The organism is Ruegeria sp. HKCCA5426 (assembly GCF_013034585.1).
Lineage (GTDB): Bacteria > Pseudomonadota > Alphaproteobacteria > Rhodobacterales > Rhodobacteraceae > Ruegeria.
Map to the genome: position 1 here is coordinate 131,685 of NZ_WQGH01000007.1, position 15,131 is coordinate 146,815.

Genomic DNA, 15,131 nt, shown 5'->3' on the forward strand with positions numbered 1-15,131 from the left:
AATACATATGTGTACGAGCGGCTAGGTCAGTTCACGCTTTTCGATGAACACACCGAACATCGTGGTCAAAATACTGACATTGATCAGCGGCAACACCAAAGTACCGAAGAACAGGGTCAGCAAGATGCCCAGCAGGGGAATGAACGCGAGCGCGGTGAACGCAAGCTGCACCAGAAACTGAAACAGAAAGTTCACGATAAGAAGCAGGATGATTGCACCGCCCATTCCTTGTGTGCTGTTCCACGCATCCCCAAGCGTTACTGGATGGCCAATCGCAGCCGCTGGCAGAATGATCGAAAGGCGATAGAATGCAACGATCAGAAAAAAGGCGAAAGCGACCATTACCACCAAAGTCAGTGCGCCAGCTCCCATCGCGGCCATAACCATGCTTAGCGGCAAGAAGGCAAGGCCCATCAGCAGGCCCAACAGCAACACGCGCCCAAAATACGCGAGAATCCTGTCAAACCGGAAAGTCGGGAAAATACCGTGGGGGTATTCTTCCAGCAGGATAAAACGATGCCAGGACACGGCGATCCAGAACATCGTGATTATTCCCACGATGGCCACGCTTGCGACGAAGAACACCAGCGATCCGTATGACGTTCCCGGTGGCAAGGTACCGCTTTCCGGATCAAGCTGATCCCAGGGTATATCCAGAACCATAAACAGCGCGACGATGGCGGCGGTTGCCGCAAGTGCCGGCCCAAAGGTAATTTGCAGAACCTGCTTAATATTTCCAAAAACCATTCGCACGGAATGCACAAAAATCTGCCAGCCCAACATCGTAAAAACTGCCCTTTCAACCAATCCTTGTTCTCTATCCGTCCGTTTCACCTGAAATCGCTGCCTGCGTCAACGCAGATAACTTGCCCCCGCTTTCAAAACCCGTTAGGGGCCAATCGTTCTACGCATAAAGGGAAGTCAGATGTCCGCGCCCAAGAAAGTTGTTCTGGCCTATTCCGGTGGCCTTGATACCTCGATCATTCTGAAATGGTTGCAGACCGAGTATGGCTGTGAGGTCGTCACCTTCACCGCCGATCTGGGTCAGGGTGAGGAACTGGAGCCTGCCCGCCAGAAGGCCGAACTGCTGGGGATCAAGCCCGAGAACATCTATATCGAAGATATCCGCGAGGAATTCGTCCGCGATTTCGTCTTCCCCATGTTCCGCGCCAATGCGCAGTACGAAGGTCTGTACCTGCTGGGTACGTCCATTGCGCGCCCGCTGATCTCGAAACGTCTGGTTGAGATCGCGGCTGAAACCGGTGCCGATGCCGTGGCCCACGGCGCAACCGGCAAGGGCAACGACCAGGTTCGTTTCGAATTGGCAGCCTATGCTCTGAACCCTGGCATCAAGGTCATCGCGCCGTGGCGGGAATGGGATTTGACCAGCCGCACCAAGCTGTTGGAATTCGCCGAACAGAACCAGATTCCGATTGCCAAGGACAAACGCGGTGAGGCTCCGTTCTCGGTCGATGCGAACCTGCTGCATACCTCGTCCGAGGGTAAGGTTCTGGAAGACCCCGCCGATATGGCACCGGATTACGTCTATCAGCGCACCGTCCACCCCGAAGATGCGCCGAACGAGCCTGAGTTCATCGAAATCGGCTTTGAAAAAGGCGACGCAGTCAGCATCAATGGCGAAGCGATGAGCCCGGCCACCATCCTGACCAAACTGAACGAATATGGTGGTAAGCACGGCATTGGCCGTCTGGACCTGGTCGAAGGCCGTTTTGTTGGCATGAAGTCGCGCGGTATCTACGAAACGCCCGGCGGCACCATCCTGCTGGAAGCGCACCGTGGCATTGAATCCATCACCATGGACCGCGGCGCGATGCACCTGAAAGACCAGTTGATGCCGCAATATGCTGAGTTGATCTATAACGGCTTCTGGTACTCGCCCGAACGCGAAATGCTGCAAGCGGCCATCGACAAGAGCCAGGAACACGTAACCGGCGCCGTGCGGGTGAAACTGTACAAAGGTCTGGCCTCGACCGTGGGCCGCTGGTCGGATCACTCGCTCTACTCCGAGGCGCACGTCACCTTCGAGGAAGACGCGGGTGCGTATGACCAGACAGATGCGGCGGGCTTTATCCAGTTGAACGCCCTGCGTCTTAAACTGCTGGCAGCCCGCGACAAGCGTTTGTCCAAGTGACCGAAGACGACGGCATCGGTGATGAGCTTGATCTGTTCATCGAAGCGCAGGACACGGTTTGGTCCGACGTCCTGCGCGAGTTGAAGCAGGGGCAGAAAACCAGCCACTGGATGTGGTTCGTCTTTCCGCAACTGGCCGCGCTTGGCCGGTCCGACATGGCGCAGCTCTACGGCATTGAAGATCTGGACGAGGCGACCGCCTATCTGGATCACCCAGAACTGCGCAAACGCTTGATAGAAACAGCGCAGTTGATGCTGCTGCACAAGGGCCGCGATGCCACGGACATTCTGGGCGGGATAGATGGCAAGAAGTTGCGGTCTTGCATGACGCTGTTCTCATCCGTACCCGATGCCCCGCCGGAATTTCTGGCTGTTCTGGACGCATTCTATGACGGTCAGCGGTGCGAACGCACTGTCCAGCTTTTGCAGGAGTCGTAAGCAATGGTTCTCGTGGGGTCATCCTTGCCTGGCTAACCGGTTTAGCCTTACGCACAGGCCAACCGAGGAGGGATAACATGTTGCAGTCAATTGCGGACGACATTCAGAAAAACCTGGTTGGCAAAAGCTTCGAAGGCTCGTTGAAGTTCGATTGCGGCGATGACGGTGTGATCGTCCTGTCCGACAATCAGGCCACCACACACGATCGAGAAACCGACTGCACCATCCGCATTTCGCAGAAGAACCTGACCAAACTGCTGACCGGCAAGCTGAACCCGATGACAGGAGTGGCTTTGGGCAAGCTCAAGATTTCGGGAAATATGGGCGTTGCGATGAAACTGGGGCAGTTGCTCGGATAAACTCCTCTCACCAGCGCGTGACAAAAGATGTCAGGTGATTGCGTCGGGCAAAAAGACAAGGCAGCTTAATCTCAGAAGGAGACCTGCCATGACCCGCATCGCTTATCTCGACTACGTCAAACCGACGCTTCTTTTTACTCTGATCGCAATTGCCGCTCTGTTGCGAGCGACCCCGGCACCCGCCGCGGGAACCGAAACCCTGACGGTAGCCGGCGGGTGTTTCTGGTGTGTCGAATCCGACTTTGAATCCGTGAAAGGTGTGACAGGGGCAGTTTCCGGATTTACCGGCGGCAAAACCGCAAGCCCTACGTATGATCAGGTCTCCAAAGGGGGCACCGGTCATTACGAAGCCGTCCAGATCACCTTTGACCCATCGGTCGTTTCCCGTGAAACGCTGTTGAACCTCTTTTTCCGGTCCGTAGACCCTACCGATGCCGGAGGGCAGTTCTGTGATCGGGGGGATAGTTATAGAACCGCCATTTTTGTCTCTAATGCAGGCGAAAAAGCGTCTGCTGAACAAGCCAAGGCAGATGCACAACGTGCGCTGGGGCAGACCGTGGTTACGCCGATCCTGCAGGCTGGCACGTTCTATCCTGCCGACGCATATCATCAGGATTATTACAAAGGGTCCAAGCTGGTTCTCACGCGGTTTGGCCCCAAACGCCAACACAGCGCATACAAGGCTTACCGCAAAGCCTGCGGCCGGGACGCCCGTGTCAAACAACTTTGGGGCGGCGACGCGCCATTTGCCGGATCCTAATCGAGCTTCGCGTCCCGGACCTCTTTCAAATCTGGGATGACATCTGCTGTACCGTGCCGCGTGACCATCAGGGCCGCGGCACGGATTGCTTGGGAAATCGCCTGCGGGATCGGCATCCCGCGATCCATCCCGGCCAGAACATAGCCGGTAAAGGTGTCCCCCGCGCCGGTCGTATCCACAGGCTGCACTTTATAGGCCGGGAAATCCGACGCCGCGGCGCGGTGATGGTACCGCGCGCCTTTTGATCCCAAGGTGACAATTACATGCTCGACCTTCAAATCCGAGACCGATTGACCGGTGGCTTGACGCAGTTGATCGGCCTCAACTTCGTTCAATATCAGGAAATCCAGATAGGGCAGCACGGCCTGCACCGCATCGGCCTGAAACGGGGCTGCGGCATAGCAGACAGTCAAACCCATCTCACGACCCATCTTCGCGGCCTCAACCTGAAGATTGGTTTCGTTCTGCATCACCAGCAAATCGCCGCGCGAAGCTGAAGACAGCGCCTGCCCCAACTGATCCTGCGAGATTGCGTGGTTCGCCCCCTGAAACAGGATGATGTTATTCTCACCTTCGGCATCCACGGCAATGATGGCGTGACCTGTCGGCACGTCGACCTGGGCGATATGGCGTGTGTCCACGCCATATTCCGTCAAACGATCCAACGCCCAGCGCCCATCCGACCCCACGGCCCCAACATGCGCCACCTGCGCCCCGGCCCGGGCCGCAGCCACGGACATGTTCGCGCCTTTGCCGCCCAGGAAACGATCCAAACGGTTGGCCGAGAGCGTCTCCCCCGGCCCGGGAAGGTGCGGTACGTCGTAAATCATGTCCGCGTTGATCGAGCCGAGGTTCCAGATCGTCATCGCTTATCCAATGTCACAAGACGCCAGGATAGCCATGTTCAAGATGTCATTCGCCGTCGAAACGGTCGAGCAGATCTGAATCGGCTTGTCGACACCTGACAGGATCGGACCGATGACCGTAGCACCGCCCATTTCCTGCATCAGCTTGGTCGAGATCGACGCCGAATGGCGCGCGGGAACGATCAGGATATTTGCCGGGCCTGTCAGACGCTGGAATGGATAGCTGGCCTGTTGATCCACATTCAGGGCTACGTCGACGGTCATCTCGCCCTCATATTCGAAGTCAACGCCACGCTGGTCCAGAACCGCAGGCGCACGGTGCATTTTTTCAGCCCGCTCCGACATCGGATAGCCGAATGTCGAAAAGCTGACGAAGGCCACGCGCGGCTCGAGCCCCATGTGGCGCGCAACGGCGGCCGAGCGCTCAGCGATGTTGGCCAGATCATTCTCGTCAGGCCATTCATGAACCAGTGTATCGCCGATCAACACGATCCGCCCCTTGTGCAATAACGCCGTTACACCAGCCGCGCCATGCGCCGCGTCCGCGTCGAACACGTGATTGATCCGGTCCAGAACATGCGCCGACTTGCGCGTGGCCCCGGTCACAAGACCATCGCCATGCCCATGCGCAAGCATCAGCGAGGAAAACACGTGACGGTCCCGCGCGGCAAGGCGGTGAATGTCCTTGCGGTCGAAACCCTTACGCTGAAGCCGATCGTACAGGAAGTTCGAGTAGGTCTCGAGATGCGCGGTATTGGCAGCGTTTACCACCTCAAGCTCACGCACGGCATCGCCCAGACCGGCCTCTTCCAGCTTGGCCTTTACGTCATCGGCACGCCCCACAACCAGCGCCTTGCCAAAGCCCGAACGCTGATAGATGACAGCCGCGCGCAGCACGCGGGGATCGTCGCCCTCGGCAAAGATCATCCGGCTTTGCGCCTGACGCGCCCGCGCATTAAGGCCCCGCAGAATGCTGGCGGTCGGGTCCATGCGGGACTTGAGGCTCAGCTCATAGGCCTCCATGTCGATGATCGGACGTCGCGCGGCCCCGGTATCCATACCGGCCTTAGCGACGGCAGGTGGAATACGGTGGATCAAGCGCGGGTCAAACGGCGTAGGGATGATATAGTCGCGCCCAAAGGTCAGCGATTTGCCATAGGCCATCGCAACCTCATCCGGCACATCCTCGCGCGCCAGGTTGGCAAGCGCGTGGGCACAGGCGATCTTCATCTCATCATTGATGGCGCGGGCATGGATATCCAGCGCGCCGCGGAACAGGTAGGGAAAGCCCAGAACATTGTTCACCTGGTTCGGATAGTCGCTGCGCCCGGTGGCAACAATGGCATCAACACGAACTTCGTGCGCCTCTTCCGGGGTGATCTCGGGGTCGGGGTTGGCCATGGCGAAAATCACCGGGTTATCGGCCATCGACGCAACCATATCCTGCGTCACGGCCCCTTTGACCGACACGCCCAGAAACACATCCGCGCCCTTCATGGCTTCTTCCAGCGTGCGCAGTTCGGTCGTGATCGCATGAGCCGATTTCCACTGGTTCATACCTTCGGTCCGACCCTGATAGATCACGCCCTTGGTGTCACACACGATGCAGTTCTCGTGCCGCGCGCCCATTGACTTAAGCAGTTCGATACAGGCGATCCCCGCCGCACCGGCACCGTTCAGAACAATCTTCACGTCTTCGATCTTCTTGCCCGAAATATGCAGCGCATTCAGCAAGCCCGCCGCACAGATCACCGCTGTACCATGCTGATCGTCGTGGAAGACGGGGATATCCATCTCTTCCTTGAGGCGCTGTTCAATGATGAAGCACTCGGGCGCTTTGATGTCTTCAAGGTTGATGCCGCCAAATGTTGGCCCCATCAGGCGGACCGCGCGACAGAACTCATCCGGATCTTCAGTGTCCAGTTCGATGTCGATCGAGTTCACGTCGGCAAAACGCTTAAACAGAACGGCCTTGCCCTCCATCACCGGCTTGCCGCCCAGCGCGCCCAGATTGCCGAGACCCAGCACAGCCGTCCCGTTCGAGATCACGGCGACCAGATTGCCCTTGTTGGTATAGTCATAGGCAGTCTCGGGTGCTTCGGCGATAGCTTCACAGGGAACGGCCACGCCAGGGCTATAGGCCAATGACAGATCGCGCTGCGTGGTCATGGGAACGGTGGCCTGCACCTCCCACTTGCCGGGGGTGGGGTCCAGGTGAAAGGCCAGCGCCTCTTCTTTGGTGATCTTCGCTTTGGGCATCTTATCGGTCGTTTCCATGAATTCGGGGCTGTTGCGTCATAGCGCAGGCGGGGCTGCGCCTCAACGACAATACGTTTTCACCTTTCGTCGCGGTTGGGGGATTTGTAAGGTCGCCACCGGAAGACGCCAAAAGGGGGCCGCTTTTGTCCACAGTCACGCCAATGATGGCGCAATATCTTGAGATCAAAGAGGCCCATTCAGACGCCCTGCTGTTCTACCGCATGGGTGATTTCTACGAGATGTTTTTCCAGGACGCGGTGAATGCCGCCGAGGCGCTGGACATCGCCCTGACCAAACGCGGCAAGCACAATGGCGAGGATATCCCCATGTGCGGCGTTCCCGTTCATGCGGCCGAGGGCTATCTGCTGACGCTGATCCGCAAAGGCTTTCGCGTGGCTGTGTGCGAGCAGATGGAAAGCCCGGCCGAAGCCAAGAAAAGAGGCTCTAAATCAGTGGTTCGGCGGGATGTTGTGCGTCTGGTGACGCCCGGCACACTGACCGAGGACGCCCTGCTAGAGGCCCGTCGCCACAATTTTCTGGCCGCCTACGCCGAGGTTCGTGATGAAGCCGCGCTGGCCTGGGCCGATATTTCGACCGGAGCGTTCCACGTGATGCCTTTGACCTCGATCAGGCTTAGCCCCGAACTGGCGCGGCTTGCTCCGTCCGAGCTGATCGTGGGCGACGGGATGGAGCAAGCGTTAAATGAAACCGTCCGCGATCTGGGCATTTCGCTGACCCCGATCGGACGCGCCAGTTTCGACAGCACTGCGGCGGAAAAACGCATCTGCGGGTTGTTTCACGTGGGCGCTTTGGATGCGTTCGGGTCATTTGGGCGCGCCGAAGTGTCGGCCATGGGCGCGCTGGTCGACTATCTTGAGATCACGCAAAAGGGCAAACTGCCCCTGCTGCAAACGCCGCTCAAGGAATCCGAGTACCGCGTGGTGCAGATCGACGCCGCCACGCGCCGGAATCTGGAACTGACCCGGTCGCTCTCCGGTGGGCGCGCCGGATCACTGCTGTCAGTGGTTGACCGTACCGTAACCCCGGGTGGTGCCCGGCTGCTGGAACAGCGTCTGTCCAGCCCGTCCCGCAATCTGGACGTGATCCACGCCCGGTTGGACGCGGTAAGTTTTGCCGCCGAAGACAGCCTGACCACCTCGGACTTGCGCGAGATCCTGCGCAAAACCCCTGATTTGGACCGTGCCCTGTCGCGCCTGTCGTTGGAGCGCGGAGGCCCCCGCGATCTGGCTGCCATTCGCAATGGGCTGACACAGGCGTCGGCAATCGCTGATTTGTGCGAAGGTCAGGATCTTCCGGTCCTGCTGGCGACCGCAGTACAAAACCTTGTCGGCTTTGATGATCTACTGAACCTGCTGGACGAGGCGCTTGTTGCTGAACCACCCTTGCTTGCGCGCGATGGTGGCTTCATCGCCCCCGGTTTCGACGCCGAACTGGACGAAGCGCGCACGCTGCGCGACGAAGGTCGATCCGTCATAGCCGGGTTTCAGCAAAAATACGCAGAGCACACGGGCATCACATCGTTGAAGATCAAGCACAACAACGTGCTGGGCTACTTCATCGAAACCACGGCCACTCATGCCGAAAAAATGCTGAACCTACCGTTCAGTGAAACCTACATCCATCGTCAGACCACTGCGAACCAAGTCCGGTTCACCACAGTAGAACTGTCCGAGATCGAAACCCGCATCCTGAACGCCGGAAATCTGGCTTTGGAAATCGAAAAGCGGCTCTATCAAAGGCTTTCTAGCGAAATTCTGGCCCTCGCGGCCCGCCTCAACCAAGCGGCCCGAGGGTTGGCCGAACTGGATCTGACCACAGCTCTCGCTAATCTGGCGCGCGAAGAAAACTGGTGCCGTCCGCAGGTCGACAATTCGCGTGCATTCGGCATTAAAGGGGGTCGCCACCCGGTTGTAGAACACGCGCTCCGCCAGCAATCAGGCGATGCCTTCATAGCCAACGACTGCGACCTGAACGCCGATCAGGGTTCAGCGATCTGGCTACTGACTGGTCCCAACATGGCCGGTAAATCAACCTTCCTGCGCCAAAATGCCCTGATCGCCCTGCTGGCCCAAATGGGCAGTTACGTTCCCGCCGAACGGGCCCATGTCGGCTTGGTTAGCCAACTTTTCAGCCGGGTAGGAGCGTCAGACGATCTGGCGCGGGGGCGTTCGACTTTCATGGTCGAAATGGTGGAAACAGCCGCAATCCTCAATCAGGCCGACGACCACGCGCTGGTGATCCTCGACGAAATCGGGCGCGGCACCGCCACCTATGACGGCCTCTCCATCGCTTGGGCCACACTGGAACATCTGCACGCCGCCAACCAATGCCGCGCGCTGTTTGCCACCCACTACCACGAACTCACCGCCTTGGCCGGAAAACTCGAAAGCGTCGACAACGCCACTGTCGCTGTCAAAGAATGGGAAGGCGAAGTCATCTTCCTGCACGAAGTCCACAAAGGCGCCGCCGACCGATCTTATGGCGTGCAGGTCGCGCAATTGGCCGGGCTTCCCGCATCCGTGGTCGACCGCGCCCGCGTCGTGCTGGACCAATTGGAAAAAACTGAACGTGAAGGCGGCAAGCAAAAGGCGTTGATCGACGATCTCCCCCTATTCTCAGCCGCATCACCCCCACCGCCGCCCGCGCCAAAAACCTCACCAGTCACGAATATGCTGGACGACATCCTGCCCGATGAACTGACACCCCGCGAAGCGCTCGACCTGATCTACAAACTGAAAGAGGTGGCCAAATCCTGACCACCCCTTCTTCTGTTCAAAAATACTTCCGCCGGAGGCTTGGCCTCGCAGAGGTCAATCAGCTTGCAGGTGTTGAAGAAACGCCCACCTGCGCCGGACGCAGCAAACGGTCGTGCAGCATGAACCCCTCAGCCGAGACCTGAATGATATCGCCAGCCTTGGTGCCCGGAACAGGGGCCTCGAACATGGCTTCGTGAAGATTGGGATCAAACCGGTCGCCGACTTCGGGTGTGATCACCTCGATCCCGTGTTTCTGGAACACGTTCGTCAGTGCGCGCATGGTCAGTTCGACACCTTCGATCAAACCGGCAGCAACCTCTTTCTGCTCGTCGGTTGCGGCCTCTAGCGCACGTTTCATGTTGTCATATACCGGCAGCATATCGCGCGCCAGCTTGGACCCGCCATACTGCTCTGCATCCCGACGCGCTTTGTCGCCCCGTTTGCGCGCGTTTTCAGCATCAGCCAGTGCGCGCATGAACTTGTCCTTGAAATCATCACGCTCAGCGCGCAGGGCATCAATTTCCAGCGCCTCTTCACTGATTTCAGCAAACTCCTCGGCCAACTCTTCTGCCTCGGCTGTTGCGATATCGTCCAGAAAATCTTCGTTTTTGGGTTCCGCCATCTCTTACCCTCTAGCTCCGGTCGGAAATAAGCTTGCCGACCAGTTGCGCCGTATAATCCACGATCGGCACGATCCGTCCATAGTTGAGTCGTGTGGGTCCAATAACCCCGACCGCACCGATTATCTTTCGATCAGCGTTCATATATGGAGACACCACCAAAGAGGAACCCGAAAGTGAGAAAAGTTTGTTCTCAGAGCCGATAAAAATGCGTACACCCTCGCCTTCCTCGGTCAATTCAAGGAATTCGGCAATATCGCGCTTACGTTCCAGGTCATCAAACAAGGTGCGGATTCGATTCAGCTCTTCCGTTTGACCGGGTTCATTCAGCAGATTCGCGCGCCCACGCACGATCAGACGGGCCGAGTCGCTGCCATCTCCGTCCCAGGCCGCAATCCCGCTTTCCACCATCTCGCGGGCCAGAACGTCGATCTCTTGTTTACGTGCGTCAATCTGCGACAGCATCTGACGGCGCACTTCGCTGAGGGTTCGCCCCTCGATAAGCGCATTCAGGAAATTTGCCGCCTCGCGCATCGAACTGGGCGTCTGCCCCGGCGGCGGCGTTAACAGCCGGTTCTCGACATGCCCATCCGAGAACACCAGTACCACCAACGCCCGGTCATGCGCCAAGGAAACAAACTCGATATGCTTGATCTCGGCCTCGTGTTTTGGCGTCAAAACCAGCGACGCGCCATGTGTCACGTGTGACAAAGCCGATCCCACACGATCCAGCATACCGCCCACATCGCCTGCGTTAGAGCCTAAAGTCTCATCCAATTTCTGTCGATCATCCGCCCCCAGATCGCCGACCTCAAGCAGCCCGTCGACAAACATCCGCAGTCCTTGCTGCGTAGGAATCCGGCCCGCGCTGACATGGGGGCTGTCCAACAGGCCCAGAAATTCCAGATCCTGCATCACATTGCGCACGGTCGCGGCGCTGACTTTTTCCGACAAGGTGCGGGTCAGGGTGCGGCTGCCCACCGGTTCTCCGCTATCCAAATAGCTTTCGACGATCAGCCGGAAAACCTCACGCGACCGGTCGTTCATCTCGTTCAGAATTTTGCTCGCTTCGCTCATCGGCGGTCCCCTGCTGGATCATCATTAAATCGCAGGCAAATGAAAGGTCAATCGGGGTTGCATCGTAACGCCACGGGGCGGTATCCCCAACCCAGCAAACAAAGGATTTTCCATGCGACCCTCAGGACGTAATCTAGACGAAATGCGCGCTGTTTCCATCGAGACAGGTTTCACCAAACATGCCGAAGGTTCCTGCCTGATTAAAATGGGCGATACCCATGTGCTGTGTACCGCCACGATCGAGGACCGCGTGCCGCCCTTCATCAAAGGCTCGGGCCTGGGTTGGGTGACAGCGGAATACGGGATGCTGCCCCGCGCAACCAACACACGGATGCGGCGTGAGGCGGCAAGCGGCAAACAAGGTGGCCGCACCGTGGAAATCCAGCGCCTGATCGGCCGGGCGCTACGCGCTGGTGTCGACCGGGTTGCTTTGGGCGAACGTCAGATCACCGTCGATTGTGACGTGATCCAGGCCGATGGCGGCACGCGCTGCGCTTCGATCACCGGGGGCTGGGTCGCGCTGCGTCTGGCTGTGAACAAGCTGATGAAAGCGGGTGATGTAATTTCTGATCCGCTGGTCGATCCCGTCGCTGCTGTGTCCTGCGGCATCTACGCGGGTCAGCCGGTTCTAGATCTGGACTACCCCGAAGACAGCGAAGCAGGCGTTGATGGCAACTTCATCATGACCGGCTCGGGCAAACTGATCGAAGTGCAGATGAGCGCTGAAGGTTCCATCTTTAGCCGCGCGCAGATGGATCAGCTGATGGATCTGGCCGAAAAAGGCGTCGGTGAACTGGCCGCCGCGCAAAAGGCCGCCACCGCATGACCCGCAAGTTCGACGGTGACAGGCTGCTGGTCGCCACGCATAACAAAGGCAAGCTTGAGGAGATGGCGCATCTGCTTGAGCCCTTCGGCGTGACAGTCATCGGCGCGGCTGAGATGAGCCTGCCTGAACCGGAAGAGACCGAGGATACTTTCGTTGGCAACGCCCGAATCAAAGCCCATGCCGCCGCCAAGGCCACCGGCCTGCCTGCCCTGTCGGACGATTCAGGGATTACCATTGATGCGTTGGACGGCGCGCCTGGTGTTTACACCGCCGATTGGGCTGAAACCGGTAATGGCCGCGATTTCCTGATGGCAATGACCCGCGCGCATGATGAGCTGGAAGCAAAAGACGCCCCGCACCCCCGCACCGCTCAATTCCGATGCACTCTGGTACTGGCCTGGCCCGACGGCCACGATGAAGTGTTCGAAGGCATTGCCCCGGGCCATCTGGTCTGGCCAATCCGGGGTAAAGACGGGTTCGGTTATGACCCGATGTTTGTCCCTGACGGTCACGATATTACCTTTGCCGAAATGGGTCGCTGGGAAAAGAACAAGATCAGCCATCGCGGCCGCGCGGTTGAGATGTTCGTGAAGGGCTGTTTTGGCGGATGATTGGCGCAACGGGGGCTTTGGCCTGTATGTGCATTGGCCCTTTTGCGAGGCCAAATGCCCCTATTGCGATTTCAACAGCCATGTTTCCAGAAATATCAATCAAAAACAATGGCTTGAGGCATATCTGACCGAGTTGCGCCGCTCGGCCATCGAAACGCCTGACCGTGTGTTGAACACGATCTTCTTTGGCGGCGGCACCCCATCTCTGATGGACCCCGACACTGTGGCCGCCGTGATTGACGAGGCCCGCGCCCTGTGGCGGCCCGCCAATGACATGGAAATCACGCTTGAGGCCAATCCCGGATCAGTCGAGGCCGGACGGTTCGCCGCCTATCGCGACGCTGGGGTCAACCGGATCTCGATGGGTGTACAGGCGCTGAATGACGATGACCTACGCAGATTAGGTCGAATCCACACGGTCGCTGAAGCACAGGCAGCGTTTGATATCGCCAGAACTTGCTTTGACAGAGTCAGCTTTGACTTGATCTACGCCCGCCAGCACCAATCCTTGGCCGCTTGGCGTGCTGAACTGACCCAAGCTTTGTCCATGGCCGTCGACCACCTGTCCTTGTATCAACTGACCATCGAAGACGGCACCGCTTTCGGCGACAGATATGCCGTTGGGAAATTGCGCGGCCTGCCCGAGGATGACAGCGCAGCCGACATGTATCTTGCAACACAAGAAATTTGCGAAGCCCACGGCCTGCCTGCTTACGAGGTTTCTAATCACGCCCGACCGGGGGCAGAATCCCGGCACAATCTGATTTATTGGCGCTATGGCGATTACGTTGGCATCGGTCCCGGTGCCCATGGCCGAATAACGCTTGGCGATAGAAAACTGGCGACTGAAACCCACCTGATGCCGAACACTTGGCTGGACGCTGTGCATAACGGCAGTGGAGAGCGGGAAAGAACCGAGCTTTCAAATCAGGATCAAGCAGTTGAATACCTTATAATGTGTCTAAGGCTAAAAGAAGGTCTATATATAGATCGTTATGAAACCTTGTCTGGTTCTTCATTGCCGCAAGAAAAATTGGACGATCTGAGTGCCATCGGTATGATCGAACAGGTAAACGGTCGGGTCATCGCCACCAAAGATGGGCGTGCAGTATTGAACTCCATCATTCGCGAATTGTTGGGATAAGACATGCAATACGTCTGGGCGGCATTGGGATTGTTGAGCGTTGCACTTGCCGTCGTCGGCATCGCCCTTCCATTGCTACCGACCGTTCCGTTCCTGCTGTTGGCCGCTTTTTTCTTTGCACGCTCGTCTTCCCGGCTTCACAACTGGCTGATCACGCACCGGGTCTTTGGCCCGATGATCCTGGATTGGCAGAGTTCCGGTGCCATCCGTCCCGCAGCAAAAAAGGCGGCAACCCTCTCGATTGCCGCCGTTTTTGGAATTTCGATTATTCTCTCGGTCCCGAATTATGTGTTGGCAATTCAGGCGATTGTCTTGGGGGGTGTTCTAACCTTTATCTGGACTCGGCCTAGCGGCTGAGCTTTGCACAAAGATCGTCAAGCTGGTCCAGATTTTCATATGTCAGAACGACCTGCCCGGTTTCTGTCCCAGACTTGTGGTTGATGGCCACTTTCATCGCCAAGATAGCAGAGAGGTCTTTTTCAAGCGCCCGCGTATCGGCGTCTTTACCTGCATCCAGATTTCTGGATTTCGGCGTAGCTTTAACCGGGTCGACCTGCTCTTTTTTAACAAGCGCTTCGGTCGCACGAACCGACAATCCGTCGCGTACCACGATCTTCGCCAATTCAGAGGGGTTGCTTGACGTAATCAACGCCCTTGCATGCCCTGCAGAAAGCTTACCTTCGACCACCAATTGCTGAACATCCATCGGCAACGACAGCAAACGAAGAAGATTCGCAATGTGACTGCGGCTTTTGCCAAGGGCCTCGGCCAGCTTTTCCTGCGTGTGTCCGAAACGATCCATAAGCTGCTTGTATCCGGCCGCTTCTTCGACAGCATTCAAGTCAGCTCTTTGAATATTCTCAATAATCGCAACTTCCAACACTTCGGTATCGTCGAAATCACGAACAATGACAGGAATATCATGCAGTTGCGCCATTTGCGCAGCACGCCAGCGGCGCTCACCCGCGACGATCTCATAGTCGCCTTCCGCAATCTCGCGGACGATCAGCGGCTGAATAATACCCTTTTCCTTAACCGAAGCAGCAAGTTCATCCAGTTGTTCACGCGAAAAGGTACGGCGCGGCTGATTTGGGTTTGCATGAAGTTTTTCGATCGGAACCTTCATGTCCGCACGCCGTGGTTCAGATGGGCGCAACCCTTCTGTTTCCTGCGTTACGTCGGCCATCAAAGCCGATAGACCGCGGCCCAATCCCCTAGGTTTTGTTTTCTTAGCTGCCACTGG

Annotated in this window: 15 protein-coding genes; 9 read left to right on the forward strand and 6 right to left on the reverse strand. The window is 57.6% G+C overall.

The features are described 5' to 3' along the window. Positions 1-21: 21 nt before the first annotated feature. Positions 22-783 (reverse strand): hypothetical protein, encoded by a 762-nt coding sequence (locus GOV87_RS13325; protein ID WP_171124281.1) that lies wholly within the window; start codon positions 781-783, stop codon positions 22-24. 142 nt (positions 784-925) lie between these two features. Between GOV87_RS13325 and GOV87_RS13330 the strand changes: the two genes are divergently transcribed. From GOV87_RS13330 to msrA, 4 genes are all read left to right on the forward strand, one after another. Continuing rightward, entirely contained in the window at positions 926-2,152 is a 1,227-nt protein-coding gene (locus GOV87_RS13330) for an argininosuccinate synthase (protein ID WP_171212117.1), read from the forward strand. After that, positions 2,149-2,589, forward strand: coding sequence for a DUF1810 domain-containing protein (locus GOV87_RS13335; protein ID WP_171212118.1), 441 nt, complete (start codon positions 2,149-2,151; stop codon positions 2,587-2,589). The genes GOV87_RS13330 and GOV87_RS13335 overlap by 4 nt, the downstream gene beginning before the upstream one ends. Before the next feature lie 77 nt (positions 2,590-2,666). Next, a complete protein-coding gene (locus GOV87_RS13340; RefSeq protein ID WP_171212119.1) occupies positions 2,667-2,948 on the forward strand; it encodes an SCP2 sterol-binding domain-containing protein in 282 nt (93 codons plus the stop codon). 88 nt (positions 2,949-3,036) lie between these two features. After that, complete coding sequence (msrA, locus tag GOV87_RS13345) at positions 3,037-3,708, forward strand: peptide-methionine (S)-S-oxide reductase MsrA (protein WP_171124105.1); 672 nt, start codon at positions 3,037-3,039, stop codon at positions 3,706-3,708. Here the strand turns inward: msrA and GOV87_RS13350 are convergent. Further along, the gene (locus GOV87_RS13350) at positions 3,705-4,574 is read right to left on the reverse strand and encodes a ribokinase (RefSeq protein WP_171212120.1); all 870 of its coding nucleotides are present in this window, start codon (positions 4,572-4,574) and stop codon (positions 3,705-3,707) included. The two genes, msrA and GOV87_RS13350, sit on opposite strands and share 4 nt — an antisense overlap. 3 nt (positions 4,575-4,577) lie before the next feature. Then, positions 4,578-6,833 carry an NADP-dependent malic enzyme gene (locus GOV87_RS13355; RefSeq protein WP_171212121.1) on the reverse strand — a complete coding sequence of 752 codons (2,256 nt, stop codon included), beginning with the start codon at positions 6,831-6,833 and terminating at the stop codon, positions 4,578-4,580. 161 nt (positions 6,834-6,994) lie between these two features. Here GOV87_RS13355 and mutS point away from each other — a divergent pair, with 161 nt between their 5' ends. After that, positions 6,995-9,610: a DNA mismatch repair protein MutS gene (mutS, locus tag GOV87_RS13360; protein ID WP_171212181.1), complete on the forward strand. Its 2,616-nt coding sequence runs from the start codon at positions 6,995-6,997 to the stop codon at positions 9,608-9,610. Positions 9,611-9,668: 58 nt separating this feature from the next. Here mutS and GOV87_RS13365 read toward each other — a convergent pair whose 3' ends face one another. Together GOV87_RS13365 and hrcA are read right to left on the reverse strand one after the other, a co-directional pair. Continuing rightward, the gene (locus GOV87_RS13365; RefSeq protein ID WP_171123804.1) at positions 9,669-10,232 is read right to left on the reverse strand and encodes a nucleotide exchange factor GrpE; all 564 of its coding nucleotides are present in this window, start codon (positions 10,230-10,232) and stop codon (positions 9,669-9,671) included. Positions 10,233-10,242: 10 nt separating this feature from the next. Then, positions 10,243-11,307, reverse strand: a complete 1,065-nt coding sequence (gene hrcA / locus GOV87_RS13370; RefSeq protein ID WP_171212122.1) for a heat-inducible transcriptional repressor HrcA — start codon at positions 11,305-11,307, stop codon at positions 10,243-10,245. Positions 11,308-11,419: 112 nt separating this feature from the next. On the opposite strand from hrcA, the gene rph reads away from it, so the two are divergent. Genes rph through GOV87_RS13390 form a run of 4 tightly spaced genes read left to right on the forward strand, consistent with a single transcriptional unit; the run spans position 11,420 to position 14,245 of the window. Beyond that, positions 11,420-12,133 carry a ribonuclease PH gene (gene rph / locus GOV87_RS13375; RefSeq protein WP_171212123.1) on the forward strand — a complete coding sequence of 238 codons (714 nt, stop codon included), beginning with the start codon at positions 11,420-11,422 and terminating at the stop codon, positions 12,131-12,133. Beyond that, complete coding sequence (gene rdgB, locus GOV87_RS13380; RefSeq protein ID WP_171212124.1) at positions 12,130-12,744, forward strand: RdgB/HAM1 family non-canonical purine NTP pyrophosphatase; 615 nt, start codon at positions 12,130-12,132, stop codon at positions 12,742-12,744. The genes rph and rdgB overlap by 4 nt, the downstream gene beginning before the upstream one ends. Continuing rightward, a complete protein-coding gene (gene hemW, locus GOV87_RS13385) occupies positions 12,734-13,888 on the forward strand; it encodes a radical SAM family heme chaperone HemW (RefSeq protein WP_171212125.1) in 1,155 nt (384 codons plus the stop codon). The genes rdgB and hemW overlap by 11 nt, the downstream gene beginning before the upstream one ends. Before the next feature lie 3 nt (positions 13,889-13,891). Further along, on the forward strand, positions 13,892-14,245 hold the full coding sequence (locus GOV87_RS13390; protein ID WP_171123795.1) for a YbaN family protein: 354 nt from the start codon (positions 13,892-13,894) through the stop codon (positions 14,243-14,245). Here the strand turns inward: GOV87_RS13390 and GOV87_RS13395 are convergent. Beyond that, a complete protein-coding gene (locus GOV87_RS13395) occupies positions 14,235-15,128 on the reverse strand; it encodes a ParB/RepB/Spo0J family partition protein (protein WP_171212126.1) in 894 nt (297 codons plus the stop codon). The two genes, GOV87_RS13390 and GOV87_RS13395, sit on opposite strands and share 11 nt — an antisense overlap. Positions 15,129-15,131: the final 3 nt, after the last annotated feature.

Coding starts and splice junctions, on each gene's coding strand:
- GOV87_RS13325 (WP_171124281.1), bottom strand. CDS start 783: ATGTTGGGCTGGCAGATTTTTGTGCATTCCGTGCGAATGGTTTTTGGA.
- GOV87_RS13330 (WP_171212117.1), top strand. CDS start 926: ATGTCCGCGCCCAAGAAAGTTGTTCTGGCCTATTCCGGTGGCCTTGAT.
- GOV87_RS13340 (WP_171212119.1), top strand. CDS start 2,667: ATGTTGCAGTCAATTGCGGACGACATTCAGAAAAACCTGGTTGGCAAA.
- msrA (WP_171124105.1), top strand. CDS start 3,037: ATGACCCGCATCGCTTATCTCGACTACGTCAAACCGACGCTTCTTTTT.
- GOV87_RS13350 (WP_171212120.1), bottom strand. CDS start 4,574: ATGACGATCTGGAACCTCGGCTCGATCAACGCGGACATGATTTACGAC.
- GOV87_RS13355 (WP_171212121.1), bottom strand. CDS start 6,833: ATGCCCAAAGCGAAGATCACCAAAGAAGAGGCGCTGGCCTTTCACCTG.
- mutS (WP_171212181.1), top strand. CDS start 6,995: ATGATGGCGCAATATCTTGAGATCAAAGAGGCCCATTCAGACGCCCTG.
- GOV87_RS13365 (WP_171123804.1), bottom strand. CDS start 10,232: ATGGCGGAACCCAAAAACGAAGATTTTCTGGACGATATCGCAACAGCC.
- hrcA (WP_171212122.1), bottom strand. CDS start 11,307: ATGAGCGAAGCGAGCAAAATTCTGAACGAGATGAACGACCGGTCGCGT.
- rph (WP_171212123.1), top strand. CDS start 11,420: ATGCGACCCTCAGGACGTAATCTAGACGAAATGCGCGCTGTTTCCATC.
- rdgB (WP_171212124.1), top strand. CDS start 12,130: ATGACCCGCAAGTTCGACGGTGACAGGCTGCTGGTCGCCACGCATAAC.
- GOV87_RS13390 (WP_171123795.1), top strand. CDS start 13,892: ATGCAATACGTCTGGGCGGCATTGGGATTGTTGAGCGTTGCACTTGCC.